We start from the raw sequence: 20,013 nt of genomic DNA, 5'->3' as shown, positions 1-20,013 counted from the left end.
GGCGCGCCCGGCGCAAGCCGGGCGCGTTTTCACCTCCCCTACACCAACCGCGAGTACAGCCATGCACATGCCCGATATTCTCAGCAGCAAATTGCCGGCCCCCGTCCCCGACGCCGCAGGCAGCGCCGCCGCCGGCAAGGACGTGCTGCACCTCAGTCCCGTCAGCGACGCCGAATTCCGCGAGATCATGGCGCGCCACATCGGCCAAGACAGCGGCGCCGTGTCCAAGGCCGCAGGCCCGGTGGCCGGCGCGCACCCGGGCGCCGGTCCGGCCACGCTCGGCGAGCGCGTGATGCAGCGCGCCACGGCCCTGTCCGGCGAGCTGCAGAAAGACCAGCAATATATTTCCAAGACCCTGGAGCAAGCCACCCGCTCGGGCGACTCGATGCAGCTGATGAAGGCCATGCTGGCGTTGAGCGACTACCAGACCCGCGTGCAGTTCGTGTCCAAGGCCGCCGCCAAGGCCGCCACGGCGCTCGACCAGCTCACCAAGCTGCAATAACCATGAAGCCGCTCCGCCTCCTCCTGGCCACCCTCCTGCCGCTGGCGCTGTGCGCGCTGCTGGCCGGCTGCGGCAACCGCGCCAACCTGCAGGTCGGCCTGAACGACGCCGACGCCAACGAAATCGTCACGCTGCTGAGCCGCTATGGCATCGACGCGCAGAAAGTCACCACCAAGGAGGGCGTGACGCTGACCTTGAACGCCGACGACATCGCGCGCGCCACCACGGCGATGCAGGCGGCCGGCCTGCCGCGCCGCGCGCTGTCCGACCTGGGCCAGATCTTCAAGAAGGACAGCATGATTTCCACCCCGCTGGAAGAACGGGCGCGCTACATCCACGGCCTGTCGGCCGAACTCGAATCGACGCTGCAGCAGTTCGACAACGTCATCTCGGCGCGGGTGCACGTGGTGTTGCCCGAGCGCATCGCGCCGGGCGAGCCGATCCAGCCGTCGTCGGCCGCCGTATTCCTCAAGTACCACGGCACGGTGGACGAGGACACGCTGCTGCCGCGCATCCGCCAGCTGGTGGCCTCCAGCATCCCCGGGCTGTCGGGTGAAAACGGCCGGGCCAAGGTATCGGTGGTGATGGCGTCCAGCGCCTACACGGCGCCGGTCATCGAATGGAGCAATGTCGGGCCGTTCCGCGTGCAGGCCGGCTCGGCGATGGCGCTCAGCTTGACGCTGCTCGGCCTGGCGCTGCTGATGGCGTTGATGCTGGTCGGCCTGCTGTTTGCGCTGTGCCGCTACCACCCCGGCATGGCGGCCTGGATCAAGAGCCATTTCGGCAAGCCGCCGGCCTTCACCGCCGACGCCGCCGCGCAGGAATAAGCGATGACCGCCGCCAGCTCATTCGCCCAGGTTCCGGCCTGCGCGCCGCTGCCCGACGCCTTTGTCGACTGGTGGTTCGCCCCTTGGCGCGCCGCCCCGGACCGGTCGCCGCACGCCGCCATGACGGGCGCCCTGTCGCTACGCGACGGCTATCGACTGTGGTGCGCGCAGCTGGACCTGGCGCCCGGCCTGCCGCCCAGCTTCGATCCGGCCTGGGCCGAGGCCGCCGGCACCGATCCCGCCGCGCTCGGCCCCGCCGCGCGGCTGTTCGGCGGCCTGCTGGCGGCGCGCACGCAGGACGCGGCGGCGCTGGCCAAGCTGTCCGCCGCCGAGCGCGGCTGGTGCCTGCGCACGGCCGCCACCCAGCCGCTGGCCTGCTATGGCCGGGAATCCTACGTTGCCAGCGACACGCTGGAACTGCGCGGCCTGTGCGAACTGGCCTGCCATCTGCAGGCGGCCTTTCCCGGCCTGTGGCCGCGCCTGCGCGCCGGCCTCGACGCCGCCACCACCGCCCGCATCGCCGACCTGCTGGCCGCCATGCCGCTGCCGCTGGGCGCCGCCACTGCGGCCCGCGTCCGGCGCTGCTGGCTGCTGTGCCGCGCGCGCGCCATGCACGCCGCCTGAGCGGGCCGCCACTTTTCCACCTTGAACAAGGCACTCCCATGAACGACTTCTGTGTCGCCAAGATCACCACCGAGTCCCTGCTGCGCGCCGAGCACGGCGTGTGGCGCGCGGAGGCGCTGACGCTGACCCGCGACGCGCGCGCCGCCGCCGGTCACATCCTGGACGACGCCAGGCGCGAGGCCGACCAACTGCGCCTGCGCGCCGCCGACGAGGCGCGCGAGGCGGTGCGCGACGCCGAGCAGCAGGCGCTGGCCAGCGCGGCCGCGCTGCTGCTGCAACTCGAACAGCGCCATGCGCAATTGCTGCAGGGCGCGCAGGCGATCGCGGTCGACCTGACGCTGGCCCTATTCGACCGCGTGCTGGCCGAGACCACGCCGCGCGAGCGGCTGGCCGCCAGCTGCCGCCGCCTGCTGCAGGAAACCCCGCGCACGCTGGCGCAGCCGGTGCTGTACCTGCATCCCGACGACAGCGCGCTGGCGCCGGCGGAGCCGGCCTGGGAGCGCAAGACCGACGCCACGCTGCCGCGCGGCGCCTGCCGCCTGGAAGCGGGCGGCGGCGAATGGCGCGCCGATTTCACGGCGGGCGCCGCCGCGCTCCGGGCGGCGTTCCAGCGCGCCGCCCTGCCGGCAATCGACACCGACGACGACATTCCCCTTTCCTGACGGCGCCCGACAACGCCGTCTTCGCAGTTCCACCCACCCTCCCTGGAGACACCATGCCACCTGCCGTTCCCGCCACCTCCTCTTCCACCTCCCCAGCGCACATGATTCCCAGCCATGTCAATTCCGAACCGCAACCTGCGCCGCAGCCGCCCCCCTCGCACACGCCGCCTGGCAACTCCTCGGCATCGCTGGCGGCCGCGCGCCATAGAGGCGGCGTCAAGGAAAGGAACCTGCGCCTGGACTACAACAACAAAATGGAAGCAAAGCTGACGCACGCGATCGACTTCGCATCCCTCGACGAGGTACAGGAGGAGCAAGCGGGCTTGCTGCTGTTACAACTCCAGGAGAGCAAGGGAGACAATCAGCACGAGCTGCTGGGCAAGGCGGGGGAATTCCTGAAATCGCTGCCCGAAGGCGTCCAGTCGTTGATCGAGCAGCATGCCGACAGCCTGGCGGCCGATCCCGATATGCAGGCGAAACAGCGCGAAATCGACGACCTCCATGCGCGGATCCTGCAACTCGAAGCAAACCAGAATGGCACGTCGCCACCCGCCCAACCCCAGCCAGCGTCCACGGCCACGCAGCCGCTTCATCCCGCGCAACCGCATCCGCACGTATCGCAACCGTCGCAGCAGCCGCACCATGGCAGCATCCAGCAGCAACTGAGCAAGCTGGAAGCGCTGGAGAAGGAGCAGGCCGCCCTCGCCCTCGACGGCGACATGCACAGCCCGTCGGCCCAGCTCAGGGCCAAGGAAATTGAAATGCGCATGGCCATGCTGATGGAGAACATCCTGTCGATGATGAAGATGGTCGCCGATATCAACAAGCGCGCCAACCAGATCGCCACCAGCGCGATCTGAAAACAGCAAGGCGGAAACAGCAAAGCGGCCCGACGGGCCGCTTTTTCGTTGGTCTTCTTTCCTTCCCCGCTAGACCTCGATCATGCCGACCGGCTGCACCCGGCTATGCTGGGTCAGTTCGGCGAAGGCAAACACCGGCACCGAAAAGAACTCCTCCTCGATCAGGTTACGCACCGCGCGGCGGATGTCGGCCGCCGTCACCAATACCGGCGGCGCGGCCGGCGTGCCGCCGGTGCCCGACAGCTGGCCCAGGCGGTCGAGGATGGCCTGCTCCAGCTCCGGCTCCAGCTCCAGGTAGGTACCCTGGCTGGTCTGGCGCAACGCGCTGCGCAACTGCTCCTCCAGCTCCGGCGCCAGCAGCACCACCTCGATCAGGCCGTCGCGCGCCACTTCATGGCACAGCTGACGCTTGAACGCCAGCCGCACGTAGTCGGCGATGACGTCCGGATCGCGCTCCTTCGGCGCCCACTCCAGCGTGGTTTCCAGCAGCAGGCGCGCGTTGCGTAACGAGATGCCCTCGCGCGCCAGGCGCTGGATCACCTCGGTCAGGCGCGGCAGCGTCACGGTCTTGGCGATTTCCTTGCCCAGCTCCGGGAAGCGGCGGTCGGCCCAGGCGGTGAAGCGCTGCACCTCGTGCACGCCGATGAACATCTGGCAGTTGCGCAGCATCTCGACTTCGACGTCGGCCGCGAACACCAGCTCCCAGCCCAGGTAGCGCACCCCGGCCGCCCGCAGGCCCGCTTCGTCGTTCAGCGGCACCCAGACGCGGCGGCGGCGCGTGCCGGCCAGGCTGTCCTCCAACGCCGTGAAGCCCAGCTCGTCAAGGCGCTCGACCGATTCGGTGGTGGCGGCCCAGCCGCTGCGCATCTCGACGTCGATCAGCGGGACTTCCGCCATCAGGAAGTGGATGCGGCCGGCCGGCACCGAGGCCTGGTATTCGAAGTCGATCGGCTGCAGGTCCGGAATGCCCTTCTGGTCCAGCACATTGTTGCGCATGACGCGCACCGCGCTGGTGATGCTGTTGGCCGCCGCCGTGCCGCGCAGCGCCAGCGGCATGCGCACCGTGAACGGCCGGGTCGCGGTGAAGGTGGTCAGGTCGACGATGCCGGCGTTCTTGCGCTCCACCTCGGCCGTCTTGCGCTGGCGCGCCGCCATCGCGCGCGGCTTGAGCATGCCGGCCGCGCCGCCGGCGCCGAGCAGCAGCGCCAGCAGCATGAAGACGGTGGTCGGCATGCCCGGAATGAAGCCGAACAGCAGCATGATGGCGGCCGCCGTCAGCAAGGCGCGCGGCTCGCCGAACAGCTGGGCGGCGATGTCCTGGCCGATGTTGCTGGCGGCCTCGCCCGGCTTCTCGTCGTTGGCCGGCACGCGGGTGGTGATCATGCCGGCCGCCAGCGAGATCAGCAGCGCCGGGATCTGCGCGATCAGGGCGTCGCCGATCGACAGGATGGAATACACGCGCACGGCGTCGGCCGCCGTCAGGTTGTGCTGCAGGATGCCGATGGCGATGCCGCCCACCAGGTTGACGACGACGATGAAGATGCCGGCGATCGAGTCGCCCTTGACGAACTTCATGGCGCCGTCCATGGCGCCGTGCAACTGGCTCTCCTGGCCCAGCAGCGCGCGCTTTTTCTTGGCCTCGTCGGCGGTCAGGATGCCTGCCCGCAGATCGCTGTCGATCGACATCTGCTTGCCCGGCATGGCGTCCAGCGAGAAGCGCGCCGACACTTCGGAGACCCGCTCGGAACCCTTGGTGATGACGATGAACTGCACCACGGTCAGGATCAGGAAGATCACCAGGCCGACCACCAGGTTGCCGCCGACGACGAAGTTGCCGAAGGTCTCGACGATGTGGCCGGCGTTGCCCTCCAACAGGATCAGGCGCGTGGTGGCGACCTCCAGCGCCAGCCGGAACAGCGTGGTCAGCAGCAGCACCGTGGGGAAGGTGGAGAACGCGGTCGGCCCGGCCATGTACATCGACACCACCACCATCAAGCCGGCGGCGCACAGGTTGAGCGCGATCAGGATGTCGAGCAGCCAGGCCGGCATCGGCAGCACCAGCATGAAGACGATGGCGATCACCAGCGCGGCGGCCGCCAGTTCGGCCCGCTTCGCCATGCGGGCGGCGAGCTCGTTGAGGGACATGACGATTTTGTTGAGCATGAGGTTTCCTTGCGCGGTGAACGGGGTGGAACAGCCGCCGGCCGGGCCGGCGGTTCCGGTGGAGGGGATGGGCTCAGCCGCCGGCGCCGCAGCGGCGCGCCAGCACGGCGGTCCAGGATGGGCAGCCGGCGTCGCGCGCCAGCAGTTCGCCGGTGTCCTGGTCGGGACCGTCGAACAATTCGACCTGGGCGTAGGCCACCAGCAACGCCAGGCGCTCCTCGTCCGGCCAGATGCGCCGGCAGACGCGGCCGAGGCGGTAGGCCTGCTCGAACTGGCCGGTGTTCAGGTGGCCCCACAGCAGGCCGATGGCCACGCTCAGGTCGACCGGCATCGGGGTGTGGCGCTGTCGTAGTTTCATGCGTCGGCTCCGGTGGGCAACGAGGGTTCGGCGTCGGCGCCATAGCGGGCCAGTTCCATCTGCTGCAGCCGCAGCCGCAACCGCACGGCGTCCTCCACCACCAGGATCGCGGCCATGCTGTCGTCGCGCTGTTCTGGATCCAGCGCCAGCGAATAGTCGACCAGCCGCTTTTGCAACGCGCGCAGACCGGGCAAGGGGTCGCGCGACCAGGCCGGATTGGCCACCGTCAGCGCGGCGCCGAGAAAGCGCGTCAGCGGCGCCAGCGTTTCCTGGCCGGCCGGCGTCGACGGCAGCAGCGAGGCCGACTCCTCCCACGGCGTCAGGTCGGTGCGGTTGACCGGCTGGCTGCGGTCCAGGGCCGGCGGCCCGGCGATGTCGCCGTAGCCGTCGCCGGCCAGTCCTTCGGCGCGGCCGGCGCCGCTCGATGAGACGCGGCTCATGCCAGCAGCTCCCGCGCCGCCTGCCATTGCGCCGCGTCCGGCAGCGCCGCCTCGCCGGACGCATCGTCGCGCAGGCGCCGCACCACGTACCAGCTGCCGTCGCCCAGCATGGCCGGCAGCCAGCCGGCATAGCGCGCCGGCATGGCGGCGCGGCGGCGCAGCGCGCTCTCGGGCAGCACGCGGTGCGCGCTGTCGCGGTCGAAGCCGAGCGCCACCAGCGCGCCGTCCGGCAGCGGGTAGGCCAGTAGTTGCAGGTCATCGGCCTGTGCCTGCTGCATCACGACCTGGCCATCCCTGGCCTGCCGCACCAGCTGGGCTGCTGCTTGTTCCATCATGTGCTCCCGGCGCTTTGGTGGTCCAGACGCAGCCGCGATTGCAGCGCGTCGTCGGGCGCTGTCGACAGGGTCGGCAACGCGGCATGGTGTTCGATGGTCATCTGCTGCAACTGGTCGAGCAGGCGGTTGCGCTGCGGCAGCGCCTCGCCGCCCCACATGCCATCCGGGCAGCGCGCGATGACGCCGCGCAACGCGCGGCAGGCGGCGGCGCGCTGGCGCGGCGTCAGGCGCCGCATGTCGGCCAGCTGGCGCAGCAGCGGCTCGGCCTGGCCGACTTCCGGTTCGCCCAGGCGCAGCAACAGCCTGGCCAGCGCGCCCTGCCCGGCCAGCGGCGCGGTTTCGGCCTGCTCCGACAATTCGCGGCGCAGGTCGCCGGCCAGCGCATAGCTGGTGTTCACCAGCTGGAAGCAGGCGGCGTCCTGCAGCGACAGCCACAGGCGCGGACCGGAGCGGCCTCGGCGCCGCAATTCCTCATGCATCTGCGCCGGCGGCCGGCCCAGCGCGGCGCCGGCGCCAGCCGGGCCAGCATGCTTGAGCATGGCGTCGAGCAGCGCGGTGGGCGCCAGCGGCGCGTCGCGGCGGCCGCTGGCCGGCGCGCCGAACTGACGCCGCAAATCGGACAGCGTGCCGGGGCCGTCGCCGGCCGTCGCGGCGGCGTCCAGCGTGGCCAGCGCGCCCTCGAATGCCTCGGCGTGGCGCTTGCCCTCGGCGACGGCGGCGCCGTGACGCGCGGCCAGGTCGGCCTGCATCGCATCCAGCCTGGCGCCCAGGCGCTCGCGCCGGCCGTCGTCGTCGGGCTGCTGTTCCAGCAGTTGGCGGGCCTGCTCCAGCAGCATCTGCTGCTGCAGCGGATCGTGCGTGCCCTGCCAGCGTTCGAGGCCATCGTCCCCGGGCCGGGACAGGGACTCGATCAGTTGCACGGCCGCCGTCTTCAGCGGCGTGTCGTGATCGTCATGACCGGCGGGATGCTGCGGCGCCAGCGTGCGCGACAGGCGGCGCGCCAGCGGCGTGCGTACCTTGGCGGTATGCACGTGGTGGACCGCGCCCATGCCGGCCAGGTCGTCGAAGCCGGCCTTGCCCATGGCCTTGCTGTCGGCTGCGGCCGGCGCGGCGGTGGCTGCGGCTGCCTGCACCGCCGTCAGCGCGGCCGGCTGCTGCGCCATGGTGGAGATCGATTGTATCGCCATGATGCGGCTACAGCGGACGCGGGCCGACGGCGGCCTTCCGCTCCAGCCCCCTGCGGCGGCGCGGGCTGGGGTCCGAGGCTGGATCGGGCGGCAGCACCGGGGCTGCGGGAGTAAGTGGTGGAAAGCGTAGCGGGCGTCGTGACGGTGCCATGGTGTCGATGCGGACGCTTCCCGCCGGCGGACTTGACCGCGCCGGCTTTCGGCGTCCCTCCTCAAGAAAGTAGATGCATGCCGGCGCCGTCCGCGCGACGACGCCCTTGCCGCCATAAGTGCGCTGCAAGGCGCGCTTGGTTCCATGCATCAGGATGCTGTCTGCATCGCTGGAATACCCCCTGCCGACTTCCGATGCCGCCCAGCTCTGCGAAGGTCAAGCTGACGATCGCGCGGCCGTTTGGGGTTGATCGTCACCGCATCAACGCTCGATCAGATTCACGCCAGACGGTCCTGCGGACGGATAGGCCGTCACGCCGGTCTGGTTCACGCCCGGTTTGCTCCAGTCGCAGACACCGTCGGCGAAGATCGCTTTCAGGCGGGCCAGGCGGGCCGCGTCGATGACGACCTTGTAGTCGGCCATGCTGACCGGCTTGAGTTCGCACTTGAGTTTATCGGCGGCGATCGACGCGCCGGCCTGCGCGCGCGGATAACTCCAGGTCGGCCAGATCGCGTTGCAACCGCCCGCCGCGCCGGTGCTGGCCGGCGTCTGGGTCTCCGCGATGAACTGCGGCGCGCTGGAGAAGGTGAAGCAGCCGTCGACCGCCGCCGCCGGCTTGCCGGCGATGACCTTGTCGCGCTGCGCGCCGGCGGCCTTGTCGGCCTTGTACGCGGCCACCCACTGGATGAACAGCGGCCAGGCCTGGCCTTGGGCCTTGGCGTTGATGGCCGCGCGTTCGGCCTTGCCCGGCGTGCTGAGTCCGAACAGGTCGGCGAACGAAGCGCCGCCGCGCCACATGACATGGTTGCGCGTGTCGCCATTGGCCTTCAGCATGCGCTCGCGCACCGCGAAGTGGAACCACTGGTAGTGGTAATAGTTATCCTCGTCGTAGAAGTTGGACAGGTCGAACACCGGGATGGTCGCCAGGCCGCCGTTGCCGCCGAGCTGCAAGCCGAACCGGTAGGCGCGCTTGATGGCCGTCGGCGAGCCGGTGGTGCGGGCGCTGGTGTAGTTGCCGTCGCGGTCGTAGCCGCCGATCTTCTCGTTCAGGTCCAGGAACTGGTCGAGCGTGAGCGTACCGTCGTTCAGTTGTGCCAGGCCATACTGCACGCCGACGTTGTCGAACGGGCGCAAGGCATAGCCCTGGGCGTCGACGCCATACACATTGCGGTTGGCGTCGAAGACGGTGGCACGCGCGCCCGTCGGATTGGCGACGGGATCCCAGCGCTGCGCCACCGGCACCGCCGCGTTGAAGGCGCCGGATAGATAGCCGCCGCCCAGGGAGCCCTGCGTCGGAATGGTTTCGACGCGGCCCGATAGCGGATCGGTGCGGCCGGCCTGCACCGCCAGGTCGTACCAGGCGCGCGCCGATTTGTGGCCGGAGACGCCGACCATCTGCTGTTCGCTCACGCCGGCGGCGTTGGCGCCGGTGTAATAGTGGTTGAGCAGCTTGTCGTCCATGGCCGTCATGGCGATCACCATCGCGTCGGGGAAGGTCGCATCGACGAAGACGCCGTCGAACAGGCCGGGGAAGGCGTCGGCGATCTGCAGGCTGGTGTACGCGCCGCCCGACGAACCGACGCTGACCGTGAAGGCCGGCACGCCGAAGGTTTCGATGAAGTGCTGCTTGCCCATCATCGTGGTCTCGCCGGCCAGGTGCGCGTTGCAGCTGTTGGTCGGGTGATTGAGCGTGTTGGTGAAGACCGCGTAGCCTTCGCCGAGGCGCTGCATGTTGGTCGCCGTATAGGGGCTGACGCCCATCGCCGCGCCCTGGATGTACCAGCCGGCGGCGCAGCCGGTGCCGTGGACCGCGATCAGGCGCCGGTTCCATGCGGGCGGCGCGCTGCGCGGGCCGGGTGGCGCGTCCGAGACGGGATTGAACAGGATGGCGCTCTGGTAGACGCCGCGGTTCATCGAGCCGGTCTCCACGCGCACGATGAAGGGTACGCTGACGCCCGCCGTGGTGGTGGTGGTCGCGACATCGGTCGGCAGCGCGGCCGTGCCGGGCAGCGGCTGCAGCGCCGTCCCGCCCTTGGCCAGGTAGAGGTAGTGCACGCGCGTGGCGACGCTGCAGTTCGCATCCAGCGCGGCGCCCAGCTTGGCGCCATCGGGCAGCACGAAGTCCTGGGTCTGGCAGTTGAAGGGCGCGATCGGGGTGCCGGAGAGGACCGGGCCGGCAGCCGGATAGCTGGTGACGGTGAGCGAGGCGGTGTCGCCGCCGGCGGATGCGGACAGCACATTGGCGCCGTCCTTCAAGCCGCTGACCACGCCGATCAGGTGGCCGGGGTTGGCTGGGTCCGGTGAGAATGCCGAGGCGACGTTGTTGCCGTTGAGCGTCACGACGATCGTCGACGGGGTGGACGTCGCGCCGCTGGAAGGCGGCGGCACGATCCCGATGAGCACCGAGCCGCCCGCCGCGTATTCGGCTTTGGCCGACAGCAGCGTCACCGTCGGCGCCGCGACCACGGCCGGCGGCGGGTGGTCGCCGCTGCCGCAGGCGGCCAGCGCCGCGCCGGCGACGCAGGCCAGGACGGCGCTCCTGAATGTGGCGCTTGGTGACCAGGTGGCCAGTTGGATGGCCTTCTCAGGTGGCGTATGCAGGATTTCTAAGCTCATGACGAAAAAGGCCCTCCCCCGATGGAAACTGTTGTTTGTCGAATTGCAAACAGTGTAACTCATGTTTCCGTTAGGGAAGTGATAATGCGCTCAGGCATAGGGGCCATGACGCCGCAGTTGACGCATACGTCGCGCCCTCGGCACGCGGCGGTGGATCAGTTCGCTTTGAACAAACCGTTGCGATGACGAAGGCAACATAAACAAAACCCTGCCATGTCGATACGTACGTGAAGTCAGACATCCAAAGCTGGTTAGGGTGGTCGGCCCGGAACTGACGATTCACTCGATCCAACGGGCAAGGCGCGGCCGCATCGCTCACTGTGGTGCGCACGACTTTGCCTCGTATCACCCCGCGCAGTCCAGCCCGGCGCATCAAGCGCTCCACGGTGCAGCGAGCCACCTCAAAGCGCTCGCGCAGCAGCTGCGGCAGCCTACAAAGCCGCTCGACGCCGTACATGCTGCGGTGCTGATCGATAAAAGCCATCAAGGCTTAAAGCGGTGGTCGAGCTCCGCCTGGACGAAACAAGCGCTGGCCAGGCGCAGATTCGCTCTTGCTCGGCCGTTGTCGGCCCGACACGAAGGCCTGCCTCGGCTTCATGCTGCCGTACCCGGCGTCGCAGCGTTTCCGGCGTAAAGCCGATCTTGTTGGCGATCGACGTGATCGCGGCCCACTGAGCATCATGCTGGCTGGCCGATTACTCGACCATGCGCACGGCGCGCTCAATTACTTCCGAGGAAAAACGTACAGATTTCTTGTTCATAGGCTCCTTTCTCTCAAAGATTGGAGCCGCCCGGATTTCCGGTCCGATTCAATTTCATAAATAGTACTTTATTGCGAAGGGCATTGCCATGAGCGATGCCTTAGTCGGCGGTACCGCCTGAAGTCGACGTAAAGCTGACCTGAAGACAGTGTTTGAAATTTGGCTGCACAATTAAGTGCGGATAGCGGCCTCGCGCGATTAAAAAAAAACCATAAAAAGGAGATATGACATGAGATTAAATCAGGAGTCTTTTCACCAGAGGCTTTTTTTGGCACTGCTCTGGTTGGTGATCCTTGGCGCAGCCTTGCCAGGTTTCTCGTCAACGGCCAGCGCCGCCGTTTACCAGGCGGAATCGGGTGCGTTGACAGGCGGCGCAACTGTACAAACCGACCATTCCGGTTACACCGGCACGGGCTTTGCCGGTGGCTTCATCGATGCCAATAAAGGCAACGCGCAAACGGCCATGACGGTGAATGTCGCGGCGGCTGGGTCGTACGCCTTGGGACTGCGCTATGCGAACGGCACAGGTACGAGCAGGACCATGAGCCTGTACATCAATGGCACCAGGCTCAAGCAGACCACGCTGAATGCGACCGCCGACTGGAACAGTTGGTCGACACAGAACGAGACCGCGACGCTTAATGCCGGAAACAATACCGTCACGTATCGATACGACACGACCGACAGCGGCAACGCCAACCTCGACAGCCTGACGGTGACCTCGGCCGGGGCCGGCCCGGCCGACCTGGTGGTGACCAGCGTAGCCTGGACCCCGGTCTCGCCCCAAACTGACAACGCCATGGCCTTCAGCGCGACCATCAAGAACCAGGGAGGCACCGCCACCCCATCGATCAAGCATGGCGTCAACTTCACCGTGGATGGCGTCCAAGTTGCCTGGTCCGATAACGCTACCTCGTCCCTGGCAGCCGGTGCTTCCGTGACCCTGACCGCCAATGGCGGACCTGCGGGCGCCACGTGGACGGCAACAGTGGGGGCCCACACGGTTCAAGCCTATGTCGACGACCAGAACCTGATCGCCGAAGGCAATGAATCGAACAATACGCTGTCGGCGCCTTTCACCGTCAGCACGCCTTCGGGCGGCGTCGATCTGGTGGTCACGAGCCTGACCTGGACTCCGACCAATCCGCAAGCGCCTGGCGCGGTGACGTTCACGGCCGTTGTCAAAAACCAGGGCACGGCAGCGAAGCCTGCGGGCGTAAAAATCGGCGTTAGCTTCAGTGTCGACGGAACCCAGGTCAATTGGTCCGACACCGCTACCACATCGCTGGCCGCCGGCGCTTCCGTCACGTTGACCGCCAACAATGGACCGGCGGGCACAGCGTCCTGGGCCTCGACGGGAGGAACTCACACGGTGCAAGCCTATGTCGACGACCAAAACCTGATCGCCGAAACCAACGAGGCCAACAATACCTTGTCAGCCTCCCTGACTGTCGGCGCTGCGCCGGCCTTGTCGAACGGCCTGTACCGGATTCGGAATTTCTGGCAACCGACCCTCTATCTGTACGAGTCCGGCGGCAAGGTCATGTACGGAACGCCGGCGGCCAGCGACCCGACTTCGCAATGGGCGCTGGTGGATCAGGGCGGGCACAAGGCGCTTTGGAATGCTTCGACCGGCAACTATATCTCGATCACCGGCGTGGCAAGCTCCGCCGATTCGCTGACGACGACTTATTCGGACCCGGCGCCGAATAACGTCTTGTTCGACATACCGGCAGCATCGAACTCGGGTTACTACAACCTCCGGAGCGTGGCGCAGAGCTCGTGGTATGCGACAATCGAAGGGCAGAAGGGATTTGTCCAGAGCTACGCCATCAGCAACGCCTGGGGCAGCACGCAATGGGCCTTTGAAATGAAGGGGGCGGTTCCCGCGCGGCCAGCGGCCAAGCCGGACCTGGTTGTCACCAGCATCACCTGGAGTCCGGCAGTGCCGTCGGCAGGCCAGGCCGTGACCTTCAGCGCCACCGTCAAAAATCAGGGACCGGGCGCTACCCCGGCCGGCACGACGAACAAGATCACGTTCGCGGTCAATGGCACCGTGGTCGCGTCGGTCAGCAACTATAGCAGTTCCCTGGCTGCCGGCGCCTCGATCACCCTGGCGCAAGACACCGGCACCTGGGCGATGGCCGGATCGGCGCCGACCATCACCGCTGTGGTCGACAGCAACAACGCCATCGCCGAGTCCGACAAGACGAACAACGCGTTCAGCACCATCCTGAGCACTGCGGCCTACGGTGCTTCCATGCCGTACATCACCTACGAAGCTGAAGCGGGCAGCTACACCGGCGCCTTGATCTCGGGCAGCCGCGCATGGGGTCAGCTGTCGTCCGAAGCATCGGGCCGGGCCGCGGTGAAACTGAGCTCCGCGGGCCAATATGCGCAAATCACCACGACCGCCGCGGGACAAGGGCTGGTGCTGCGCTACTCCATCCCTGATACCGCCAATGGCGCGGCCTACAACGCCGGTCTCAGCCTGTATGTCAACGGCGTCAAGAAGACCGACCTGGTATTGACCAACAAGTACAGCTGGATCTACGGCACGTGGGGCACCGAAGGCGGCAACAAGCACTGGTCGAACAATCCAGCGGCCACGCCGGCCAATCCGCACCGTTTCTATGACGAAGTCGCCGTCGTCCTCGACGCCTCCTACCCGGCCGGAACGACGATCAAACTGATGCGGGAAACGTCGAATCTAAACTTCTCGACCACGGCCAGTGTCACGGTGGACTTCGTGGAACTCGAGCCTATCCCTGCCGCGCTGACCATGCCGTCGAATTTCGTCAACATCAACGCCTACGGCGCCGTCGCCAACGACGGCATCGACGACACCACGGCCATGAACAACGCCATTGCCGCGGTCGTTACTTCGGCTGGCGCCAAGGTCGGCGTCTGGATTCCTGCGGGCACCTTCGACTTCAACAATGGCGTCGCCGGCCCGGGCTGGAGTGGCGCCGGCACCCGTATCTACCTGCCAGCAGGGGTCTCCCTCCGGGGCACCGGGATCTGGACCAGCACGCTGCAAGGTGACTTCGCCGGCGTTTATGCCAAGGGCGGCGGCAGCAATTTGTCCGACCTGAAAATCTCGGCTGATGATGTGCTGCGTGATGACGACGATGGCGTGTCGGGTGCGGAAGGCAACTTCAGCAATTCGACGATCAACAACGTGTGGTTCGAACATACCAAGGTGGGTGTGTGGACCACCCAGTCGTACAGCCAGGCCGGATTGGTCAGCAGCGCCACCATCACCAACTGCCGCATCCGCGACACCTGGGCCGATGGCTTGAATCTCCACTACGGCACGAGCAACAGCACGGTGTCCAACAATGTCGTGCGCAACACGGGCGACGATGGCTTGGCCATGTGGTCGGATACGCATCTGAATACCGGCAACACGTTCCAGAACAACACGATCCAGCTGCCTGGCCTGGCCAATGGCATAGGCATCTACGGCGGTGAGAACAATGTCGTCAAGGCTAACCTGATTGTCGACATCATCGACAATGGCGGCGGTATCCAGTTCGGCACTAACTTCAGTCCGCCTTCGCTCACCGGCACGCTGGACATTTCCGGCAATAAGCTGGTGCGTGCGGGTTCATACCACCATGACTATCTCTACAACATCGGCGCGATCTGGGAATACTGGGTTGCCAGCTCGGGCAAGATCGCCAACCCGACGATCACGTTGAACAACAATCTCATCGAGGACAGCACGTATGCGGCGGTGCTTATCGAGGAACCGTCGACCGGGGCTACGGTGACGCACACCGGTGCCCAGATTGTCACCAGCGGTACCTACGGCGTTGAGATCCGTGCCACGGCGGTGGGAGCGGCAACCTTCAACACCACCACGGTAACCGGTGTGCCGCAGGCGCATTTGAAAAACAACTCCAGCAGCTTCACGGTGACTGGCGTTATTCCCTGATACACCGTTGCGGCCGTAATTGCGTGGAAGTGAGAACACTCCGGCCTTGCGCCGGAGTTACCTCGCTGCTTACGCGGCTTAGTCACTTCGGCCTTGAGCCACCCGGACACCTTCGTGACCAGGTCCCCTTAGAGAGATCGCCAGGCGACTTGGCATCTTGCGCAACACCGTCCGGCGCTATCTGCACTCGGAAATCACAGAGCCCTCCTATGCGGAGCGGCGAGCGCCGGCACGCTCGACAAATACTCATTGCAGCTATCGGGATGGCTCGAGACCGAGATGCTCAAGCCGCGCAGACAGCGACGCAATTTGAAGCAGATTTCACTGGATCATTACAGTAACGGAACACCCAGCTTTTCGAGCCGGTCGCCGACACCTGCAGCCACAGGCCGCCGCCATCGCCGTACAGTCCCGGCGGGCTCGGCCGGGCCACCCGCAGCGCGGACAATTTGTTGAGTAGCCTCGACATATTCGGCCCTCCGCCTGTCCCGCCTATCTACCTTGTAACCAAAGATCGCACCGGATGTTACCGGACGTCCCCGGACAAAGATCAAGCGAGCTGCCTATGACGGACGAAAAAAAGCCCCATTTCTGGGGCTTTTTTTCTGATTCTGGCGGAGACGGTGTCCGCCTAGATGTTGTCCGATACAATCCTGATGAGTCCGCTACGCTTGGTGATTCTCCGGGCTAGAGAGAAAATATTGTCCGTTAGGATTCGGTAGGGTACGCTACAATCCAGCCATCAGATGTGGGTACAGATGGGGGTAGAAATGGCGAAGAAGGTGGAAAAGCTTAGCCCAATGGCGATAAGCAAAATGACAAAGCCGGGATACTACGGTGATGGCGCAGGTCTGTGGCTGCAGGTGTCCAAGTCTGGGTCCAAAAGCTGGATTTTTCGCTTCACCTTCGGCGGCAAGCAACGTGAGATGGGACTCGGCGCCGTGCATACGGTCAACATGACCGAAGCGCGCGCAAAGGCGAAGGAGTGCCGCTCTGTTTTACTCGACGGCCGAGATCCGCTGGAGACCCGCAATGCCACCAGACTAACCGACGCAATCGAGCGCGCGAAGATGGTTACCTTCGACCAATGCGCCTCGGCCTACATCGAAGCGCACCGCAGCAGTTGGAAGAACGTCAAGCACGCTAGTCAATGGAAAAGCACTCTGGCCACCTACGCCGGCCCGATCATCGGTGCCCTGCCTGTGGCGGCCGTCGACACAGCACTGGTCGTCAAGGTCCTAAGTCCGATCTGGCAATCGAAGACGGAAACTGCAACCAGGCTGCGCGGCCGCATCGAAAGCATCCTGGATTGGGCGACGGTCAGCAAGTTTCGATTTGGAGAAAACCCAGCGCGCTGGCGTGGTCATCTTGAGAACTTGCTCGCCGATCCAGGGAAGGTATCGAAGGTGGTACATCACCCTGCTCTGCCTTGGCAACAATTGGGGGCCTTTATGGTCAGCCTGCGCGCGCGTGATGGTGTCGCAGCGCGCGCGGTGAACTTCGCGATTCTGACGGCGACAAGATCGGGCGAAGTGCGCGGTGCGGCTTGGGACGAGATCGATCTCGAAGAAGCGGTGTGGACGATCCCTGCAGAGCGCATGAAGGCCGGACGTGAGCACCGCGTGCCGCTGTCCACGTCAGCGCTGGCTCTGATCAAGGCTATGCCACAAACGGATGCGCTGGTTTTTCCTGGGCAAAAAAAGAGCTCGGCATTGTCCGATATGAGCCTGACGGCCGTCTTGCGTCGCATGGGCCACGATGACATCACCGTCCACGGATTCCGGTCGACCTTCCGCGATTGGTGCTCCGAATCCGTCGCCAACTCGTTCCCCCGCGAGGTCTGCGAACACGCGCTGGCCCACAGCCTGCCCGATAAAACTGAGGCAGCATACCGGCGTGGCGATCTGCTGGACAAGCGCGTGATGCTCATGCAGGTTTGGGCCGATTACTGCGCGGTCGTGCCGGTGGCGTCCAAGGTGACACCAATACGCGGCGTGGCGGCGTAGGCCTCCTAGTCTTCCCGATATTCCGCCTCCGGTCGAAGGTAGTAGTGCCGGCCCATCTTCTTCGCCGGCGGCTGAATGCGGCCCTCATGGATCCATCGCAGCAACGTGTTGTAGTGCGGTGGGTGCTCGCCGAAGACCTGGTCCGCCCAAACCTTCAACGGTAGGTATCACGGCGCGGCCGGCGGCGCTTGCGGTTTCACCTGAGGCTGCGGGGCCGCGATCTCTGACTGCTGCCTCGGCTGCTTACTTTCAAGGACCCATTCGACAATGGACTGTTTTCTCGGAAGGTCGAATTCAAAGGTGTCCTCGCCGTCATGGGGAAGAAGGTCGGGGACCACCACCCCGCCGCCAGCCTTCAAACTGCGCCAGTAGTCGGCTTGAGGCACCGGGATGCTCATTTTCCTGCAAGCCTCTCGAAGCTTGGCTGAAGTGATTCCGAGCCGGCGAGATAGGACGCCGGGCGGCACATGCCAAACCTGTGTATGCAGTTCTTCACGTACCAGTACAGTCACCTTCGCTCCTAATCAATCGGTTTCAATCCCATATTAACCCAGTGAGGTAAACTCAGTGCACCATCCGCGGAAGAGGAGGTGGAATCTATATGAGCTACAGTGAACTGATTGCCGATCTATTGCGGCGCGTGGAGCGATTGGAGGCTGCCCCGAGGACATTTCTTACTCCAGACGAAATAACTGTCCTGACCGGCCGCAAGAGCAAATCGCGCCAGATTGAAGCCCTGCGCGCCATGAGCGTACCATTCTTCGTGAACGGGATCGGACATGCCGTGGTGGCGCGATCGACCGTCGAGGGTGGCAAGTCAGTCATCGAGCCACTGAAGAAAGAGTGGATCCCTCCAGGCCTGCGAAAGAGTTAGATGGGAATTGAAGAAAAATTGAAGGTGGCACAAGCCGTGCTCCGCGACATCGCCGATATGGATGAGAGAGAGTTGGCCGCGCACGGCCGTAGGCGAGCGCTGAAGGGTTTGGCTTTCAGTGATGCGCCGCTGTCTAGCGTGTATGACCGCGATCACGGGCAAGAAGCGCGCTCGATCGCACACCTGATTGAGCGGATCGAGCATACCTTGCAAGATGCGGCGGCGAAGGCCATGGACGATCGATACCCGATGACGTGGGTGAAGCTGGATCGTTACATCGATATTTCGGGGGACACCGTGGATGCGGTCCAGTCTCGCCGCAAAGCCGGCAAGTGGCTCGATGGGAATCAGTGCAAACTTGTGGATGGGCGGCTATGGATCAATCTAAAGGCCGTCGACGAATGGATAGCGCGGTGGGGGAAGTAGTCGAACTTGGGCGAGCTACAGGCACCGCTTCCAATAAGCAAATGCGATGCTAGAAACAAAAACTGACGCAGACCGACGCAGGCCTTATAGATATTGCATCTAAACAATTCATATGGGTTTGTGGAGGTCGGTTGCGGTCTGTTTTTTCGCCAAAATTTCGCCCAAGGCGCCCCTCAAGCGACACGGTTGCTTGACTTTTGCTTTCCTATGAGCATTGCCAAAAATCCAAGTACCGCGTACGATCTCGCAACAGCTGCCCGACCAAGCAAGCGAAATCCATTCGCTTGCTCAAACAATATTGCCAAATCAAAATGGAAAATTTCAAGCATTTCATAGAGTTTTTGCTCAGTAACAACATCCCGCAAATTGTAGTCACTGGTGTTGCGGCTCTTGTATTCGCCATTAAATTTCCAGATGTCATAATTCGAGCGGCAAATACCATCTTCGAAAACTTCTTCGTCAGTCTCAAGACGGTGGAAAGTAAGCGAACAAGACGCCAAATTGATGAGTTACTCGACGAAATAAGAAATCTCAAACAAACAATGGAACAGAGATTTAACGCGACTTCCCAAGAAGTAGCGATTCATTCCGAAGCAACTTTGCAATCCACTGATCCGGCGCTTGATCAAAAAATTAATATGGAATTTGATCATACCCCTATAGAAAGCCCAGCAAACTTGCAGTCGGTGTTAGATAAAAAAATAATAGATTTATTGCGTGACGATACAGCTGTATTTGATTTGAATACATTACTATCGATTCGGGCATCCTTAGGTGAACAAACTTCGCGTGATGACGCAAGATTTGAGCTTGACCAGACTACAGAACGAAATTTGCGAACGTCCCTTAGCGTTCGGACTGCGATGATCAACCTTTTTATCGTCTTCAATCTTGTGATAATTTCGAATTTCGCAGTCTTTAAAATTGAGACGACGGATGTCACAAAGCAAGTTATCCTAGGTTTGTATATTAGTTTAGCGACGTTCATTATCTACGTATATCGCTCCTCTAATTCTCGGATTTTGACGCTTATAGGCATTAAGGAAGCGCAAAAACATTATCATGATGTTTCTGATTTCCTTCACCGTCTGCCTGCGGGAAAACCAACTACGGATCGCGACGTGGAGATTATTAAAACGCTTCTAGTCAATCGTTCGGAAAGAGAAAAAGGGGCAGAGCACCCGTATGAACTTGTTTTAAAAGGCGTCACGAATTCGAATATTCTTCTCAAGGGTGGACAGGTGTCTTCTATCGAACCGAAAAAACCGAAGGAAAAATGAT

Annotated in this window: 19 protein-coding genes, 1 pseudogene and 1 other annotated feature; of the genes and pseudogenes, 10 read left to right on the top strand and 10 right to left on the bottom strand. The window is 64.2% G+C overall.

The features are described 5' to 3' along the window. Positions 1–67 precede the first annotated feature (67 nt). From ACEN9F_RS30780 to ACEN9F_RS30760, 5 genes are all read left to right on the top strand, one after another. A complete protein-coding gene (locus ACEN9F_RS30780) occupies positions 68–502 on the top strand; it encodes an EscI/YscI/HrpB family type III secretion system inner rod protein (protein ID WP_413426462.1) in 435 nt (144 codons plus the stop codon). 2 nt (positions 503–504) lie between these two features. Then, positions 505–1,329: a type III secretion system inner membrane ring lipoprotein SctJ gene (sctJ, locus tag ACEN9F_RS30775; protein ID WP_413426460.1), complete on the top strand. Its 825-nt coding sequence runs from the start codon at positions 505–507 to the stop codon at positions 1,327–1,329. 3 nt (positions 1,330–1,332) lie between these two features. Further along, entirely contained in the window at positions 1,333–1,953 is a 621-nt protein-coding gene (locus ACEN9F_RS30770; RefSeq protein WP_413426458.1) for a hypothetical protein, read from the top strand. A gap of 38 nt (positions 1,954–1,991) precedes the next feature. After that, positions 1,992–2,615, top strand: coding sequence for an HrpE/YscL family type III secretion apparatus protein (locus ACEN9F_RS30765; protein WP_413426456.1), 624 nt, complete (start codon positions 1,992–1,994; stop codon positions 2,613–2,615). A gap of 101 nt (positions 2,616–2,716) precedes the next feature. After that, positions 2,717–3,475 (top strand): hypothetical protein, encoded by a 759-nt coding sequence (locus ACEN9F_RS30760; protein WP_413426454.1) that lies wholly within the window; start codon positions 2,717–2,719, stop codon positions 3,473–3,475. A gap of 69 nt (positions 3,476–3,544) precedes the next feature. Here ACEN9F_RS30760 and sctV read toward each other — a convergent pair whose 3' ends face one another. The 7 genes and pseudogenes from sctV to ACEN9F_RS30725 all read right to left on the bottom strand — a co-directional run. Beyond that, positions 3,545–5,638 (bottom strand): type III secretion system export apparatus subunit SctV, encoded by a 2,094-nt coding sequence (sctV, locus tag ACEN9F_RS30755; RefSeq protein ID WP_413426452.1) that lies wholly within the window; start codon positions 5,636–5,638, stop codon positions 3,545–3,547. Positions 5,639–5,711: 73 nt separating this feature from the next. Further along, positions 5,712–5,996: a hypothetical protein gene (locus ACEN9F_RS30750; RefSeq protein ID WP_413426450.1), complete on the bottom strand. Its 285-nt coding sequence runs from the start codon at positions 5,994–5,996 to the stop codon at positions 5,712–5,714. Beyond that, a complete protein-coding gene (locus ACEN9F_RS30745; RefSeq protein ID WP_413426448.1) occupies positions 5,993–6,436 on the bottom strand; it encodes a hypothetical protein in 444 nt (147 codons plus the stop codon). Before ACEN9F_RS30745 ends, ACEN9F_RS30750 begins: the two co-directional genes overlap by 4 nt. Beyond that, positions 6,433–6,771: a hypothetical protein gene (locus tag ACEN9F_RS30740; RefSeq protein WP_413426446.1), complete on the bottom strand. Its 339-nt coding sequence runs from the start codon at positions 6,769–6,771 to the stop codon at positions 6,433–6,435. The genes ACEN9F_RS30745 and ACEN9F_RS30740 overlap by 4 nt, the downstream gene beginning before the upstream one ends. Further along, entirely contained in the window at positions 6,768–7,958 is a 1,191-nt protein-coding gene (locus tag ACEN9F_RS30735; RefSeq protein WP_413426444.1) for a hypothetical protein, read from the bottom strand. Before ACEN9F_RS30735 ends, ACEN9F_RS30740 begins: the two co-directional genes overlap by 4 nt. A gap of 412 nt (positions 7,959–8,370) precedes the next feature. After that, positions 8,371–10,725, bottom strand: a complete 2,355-nt coding sequence (locus tag ACEN9F_RS30730) for a DUF6351 family protein (protein WP_413426442.1) — start codon at positions 10,723–10,725, stop codon at positions 8,371–8,373. A gap of 181 nt (positions 10,726–10,906) precedes the next feature. Then, a pseudogene (locus ACEN9F_RS30725) lies at positions 10,907–11,486 on the bottom strand (IS3 family transposase); the annotation flags it as partial. Further along, positions 11,150–11,254: a sequence feature (AL1L pseudoknot), on the bottom strand. It overlaps the preceding pseudogene by 105 nt. A 229-nt stretch (positions 11,487–11,715) precedes the next feature. Between ACEN9F_RS30725 and ACEN9F_RS30720 the strand changes: the two are divergent. Then, entirely contained in the window at positions 11,716–15,426 is a 3,711-nt protein-coding gene (locus ACEN9F_RS30720; protein ID WP_413426440.1) for a CARDB domain-containing protein, read from the top strand. Positions 15,427–15,709: 283 nt separating this feature from the next. Here the strand turns inward: ACEN9F_RS30720 and ACEN9F_RS30715 are convergent, their stop codons facing one another. After that, positions 15,710–15,895, bottom strand: coding sequence for an Arm DNA-binding domain-containing protein (locus tag ACEN9F_RS30715; RefSeq protein ID WP_413426438.1), 186 nt, complete (start codon positions 15,893–15,895; stop codon positions 15,710–15,712). 301 nt (positions 15,896–16,196) lie between these two features. Here ACEN9F_RS30715 and ACEN9F_RS30710 point away from each other — a divergent pair, with 301 nt between their 5' ends. Then, a complete protein-coding gene (locus tag ACEN9F_RS30710; RefSeq protein WP_413426436.1) occupies positions 16,197–17,432 on the top strand; it encodes a tyrosine-type recombinase/integrase in 1,236 nt (411 codons plus the stop codon). Positions 17,433–17,437: 5 nt separating this feature from the next. Here the strand turns inward: ACEN9F_RS30710 and ACEN9F_RS30705 are convergent, their stop codons facing one another. After that, positions 17,438–17,590, bottom strand: a complete 153-nt coding sequence (locus ACEN9F_RS30705; protein WP_413426434.1) for an excisionase — start codon at positions 17,588–17,590, stop codon at positions 17,438–17,440. A 9-nt stretch (positions 17,591–17,599) separates the two neighbouring features. Then, positions 17,600–17,944: a hypothetical protein gene (locus ACEN9F_RS30700; RefSeq protein WP_413426432.1), complete on the bottom strand. Its 345-nt coding sequence runs from the start codon at positions 17,942–17,944 to the stop codon at positions 17,600–17,602. Positions 17,945–18,033: 89 nt separating this feature from the next. Here ACEN9F_RS30700 and ACEN9F_RS30695 point away from each other — a divergent pair, with 89 nt between their 5' ends. The 3 genes from ACEN9F_RS30695 (at position 18,034) to ACEN9F_RS30685 (ending at position 20,012) form a co-directional block, all read left to right on the top strand. Then, on the top strand, positions 18,034–18,306 hold the full coding sequence (locus ACEN9F_RS30695) for a DUF4224 domain-containing protein (RefSeq protein WP_413426430.1): 273 nt from the start codon (positions 18,034–18,036) through the stop codon (positions 18,304–18,306). Next, positions 18,307–18,732, top strand: a complete 426-nt coding sequence (locus tag ACEN9F_RS30690; RefSeq protein WP_413426429.1) for a hypothetical protein — start codon at positions 18,307–18,309, stop codon at positions 18,730–18,732. A gap of 311 nt (positions 18,733–19,043) precedes the next feature. Beyond that, positions 19,044–20,012 (top strand): hypothetical protein, encoded by a 969-nt coding sequence (locus ACEN9F_RS30685; RefSeq protein ID WP_413426428.1) that lies wholly within the window; start codon positions 19,044–19,046, stop codon positions 20,010–20,012. The last annotated feature ends 1 nt before the right edge of the window (position 20,013 follow it).

Source organism: Duganella sp. CT11-25 (genome assembly GCF_047302815.1).
In the GTDB taxonomy this organism is placed as follows: Bacteria; Pseudomonadota; Gammaproteobacteria; order Burkholderiales; family Burkholderiaceae_D; genus Rugamonas.
This window is presented reverse-complemented; position numbering and strand designations above follow the sequence as displayed.

What these genes read in the sequence shown, in the direction of transcription:
- ACEN9F_RS30770 (WP_413426458.1), top strand. Translation starts at nt 1,333, where the DNA reads ATGACCGCCGCCAGCTCATTCGCCCAGGTTCCGGCCTGCGCGCCGCTG.
- ACEN9F_RS30685 (WP_413426428.1), top strand. Translation starts at nt 19,044, where the DNA reads ATGGAAAATTTCAAGCATTTCATAGAGTTTTTGCTCAGTAACAACATC.
- ACEN9F_RS30740 (WP_413426446.1), bottom strand. Translation starts at nt 6,771, where the DNA reads ATGATGGAACAAGCAGCAGCCCAGCTGGTGCGGCAGGCCAGGGATGGC.
- ACEN9F_RS30765 (WP_413426456.1), top strand. Translation starts at nt 1,992, where the DNA reads ATGAACGACTTCTGTGTCGCCAAGATCACCACCGAGTCCCTGCTGCGC.
- ACEN9F_RS30760 (WP_413426454.1), top strand. Translation starts at nt 2,717, where the DNA reads ATGATTCCCAGCCATGTCAATTCCGAACCGCAACCTGCGCCGCAGCCG.
- ACEN9F_RS30735 (WP_413426444.1), bottom strand. Translation starts at nt 7,958, where the DNA reads ATGGCGATACAATCGATCTCCACCATGGCGCAGCAGCCGGCCGCGCTG.
- ACEN9F_RS30730 (WP_413426442.1), bottom strand. Translation starts at nt 10,725, where the DNA reads ATGAGCTTAGAAATCCTGCATACGCCACCTGAGAAGGCCATCCAACTG.
- ACEN9F_RS30715 (WP_413426438.1), bottom strand. Translation starts at nt 15,895, where the DNA reads ATGTCGAGGCTACTCAACAAATTGTCCGCGCTGCGGGTGGCCCGGCCG.
- ACEN9F_RS30695 (WP_413426430.1), top strand. Translation starts at nt 18,034, where the DNA reads ATGAGCTACAGTGAACTGATTGCCGATCTATTGCGGCGCGTGGAGCGA.
- ACEN9F_RS30745 (WP_413426448.1), bottom strand. Translation starts at nt 6,436, where the DNA reads ATGAGCCGCGTCTCATCGAGCGGCGCCGGCCGCGCCGAAGGACTGGCC.
- ACEN9F_RS30710 (WP_413426436.1), top strand. Translation starts at nt 16,197, where the DNA reads ATGGCGAAGAAGGTGGAAAAGCTTAGCCCAATGGCGATAAGCAAAATG.
- sctV (WP_413426452.1), bottom strand. Translation starts at nt 5,638, where the DNA reads ATGCTCAACAAAATCGTCATGTCCCTCAACGAGCTCGCCGCCCGCATG.
- ACEN9F_RS30690 (WP_413426429.1), top strand. Translation starts at nt 18,307, where the DNA reads ATGGGAATTGAAGAAAAATTGAAGGTGGCACAAGCCGTGCTCCGCGAC.
- ACEN9F_RS30750 (WP_413426450.1), bottom strand. Translation starts at nt 5,996, where the DNA reads ATGAAACTACGACAGCGCCACACCCCGATGCCGGTCGACCTGAGCGTG.
- sctJ (WP_413426460.1), top strand. Translation starts at nt 505, where the DNA reads ATGAAGCCGCTCCGCCTCCTCCTGGCCACCCTCCTGCCGCTGGCGCTG.
- ACEN9F_RS30780 (WP_413426462.1), top strand. Translation starts at nt 68, where the DNA reads ATGCCCGATATTCTCAGCAGCAAATTGCCGGCCCCCGTCCCCGACGCC.
- ACEN9F_RS30720 (WP_413426440.1), top strand. Translation starts at nt 11,716, where the DNA reads ATGAGATTAAATCAGGAGTCTTTTCACCAGAGGCTTTTTTTGGCACTG.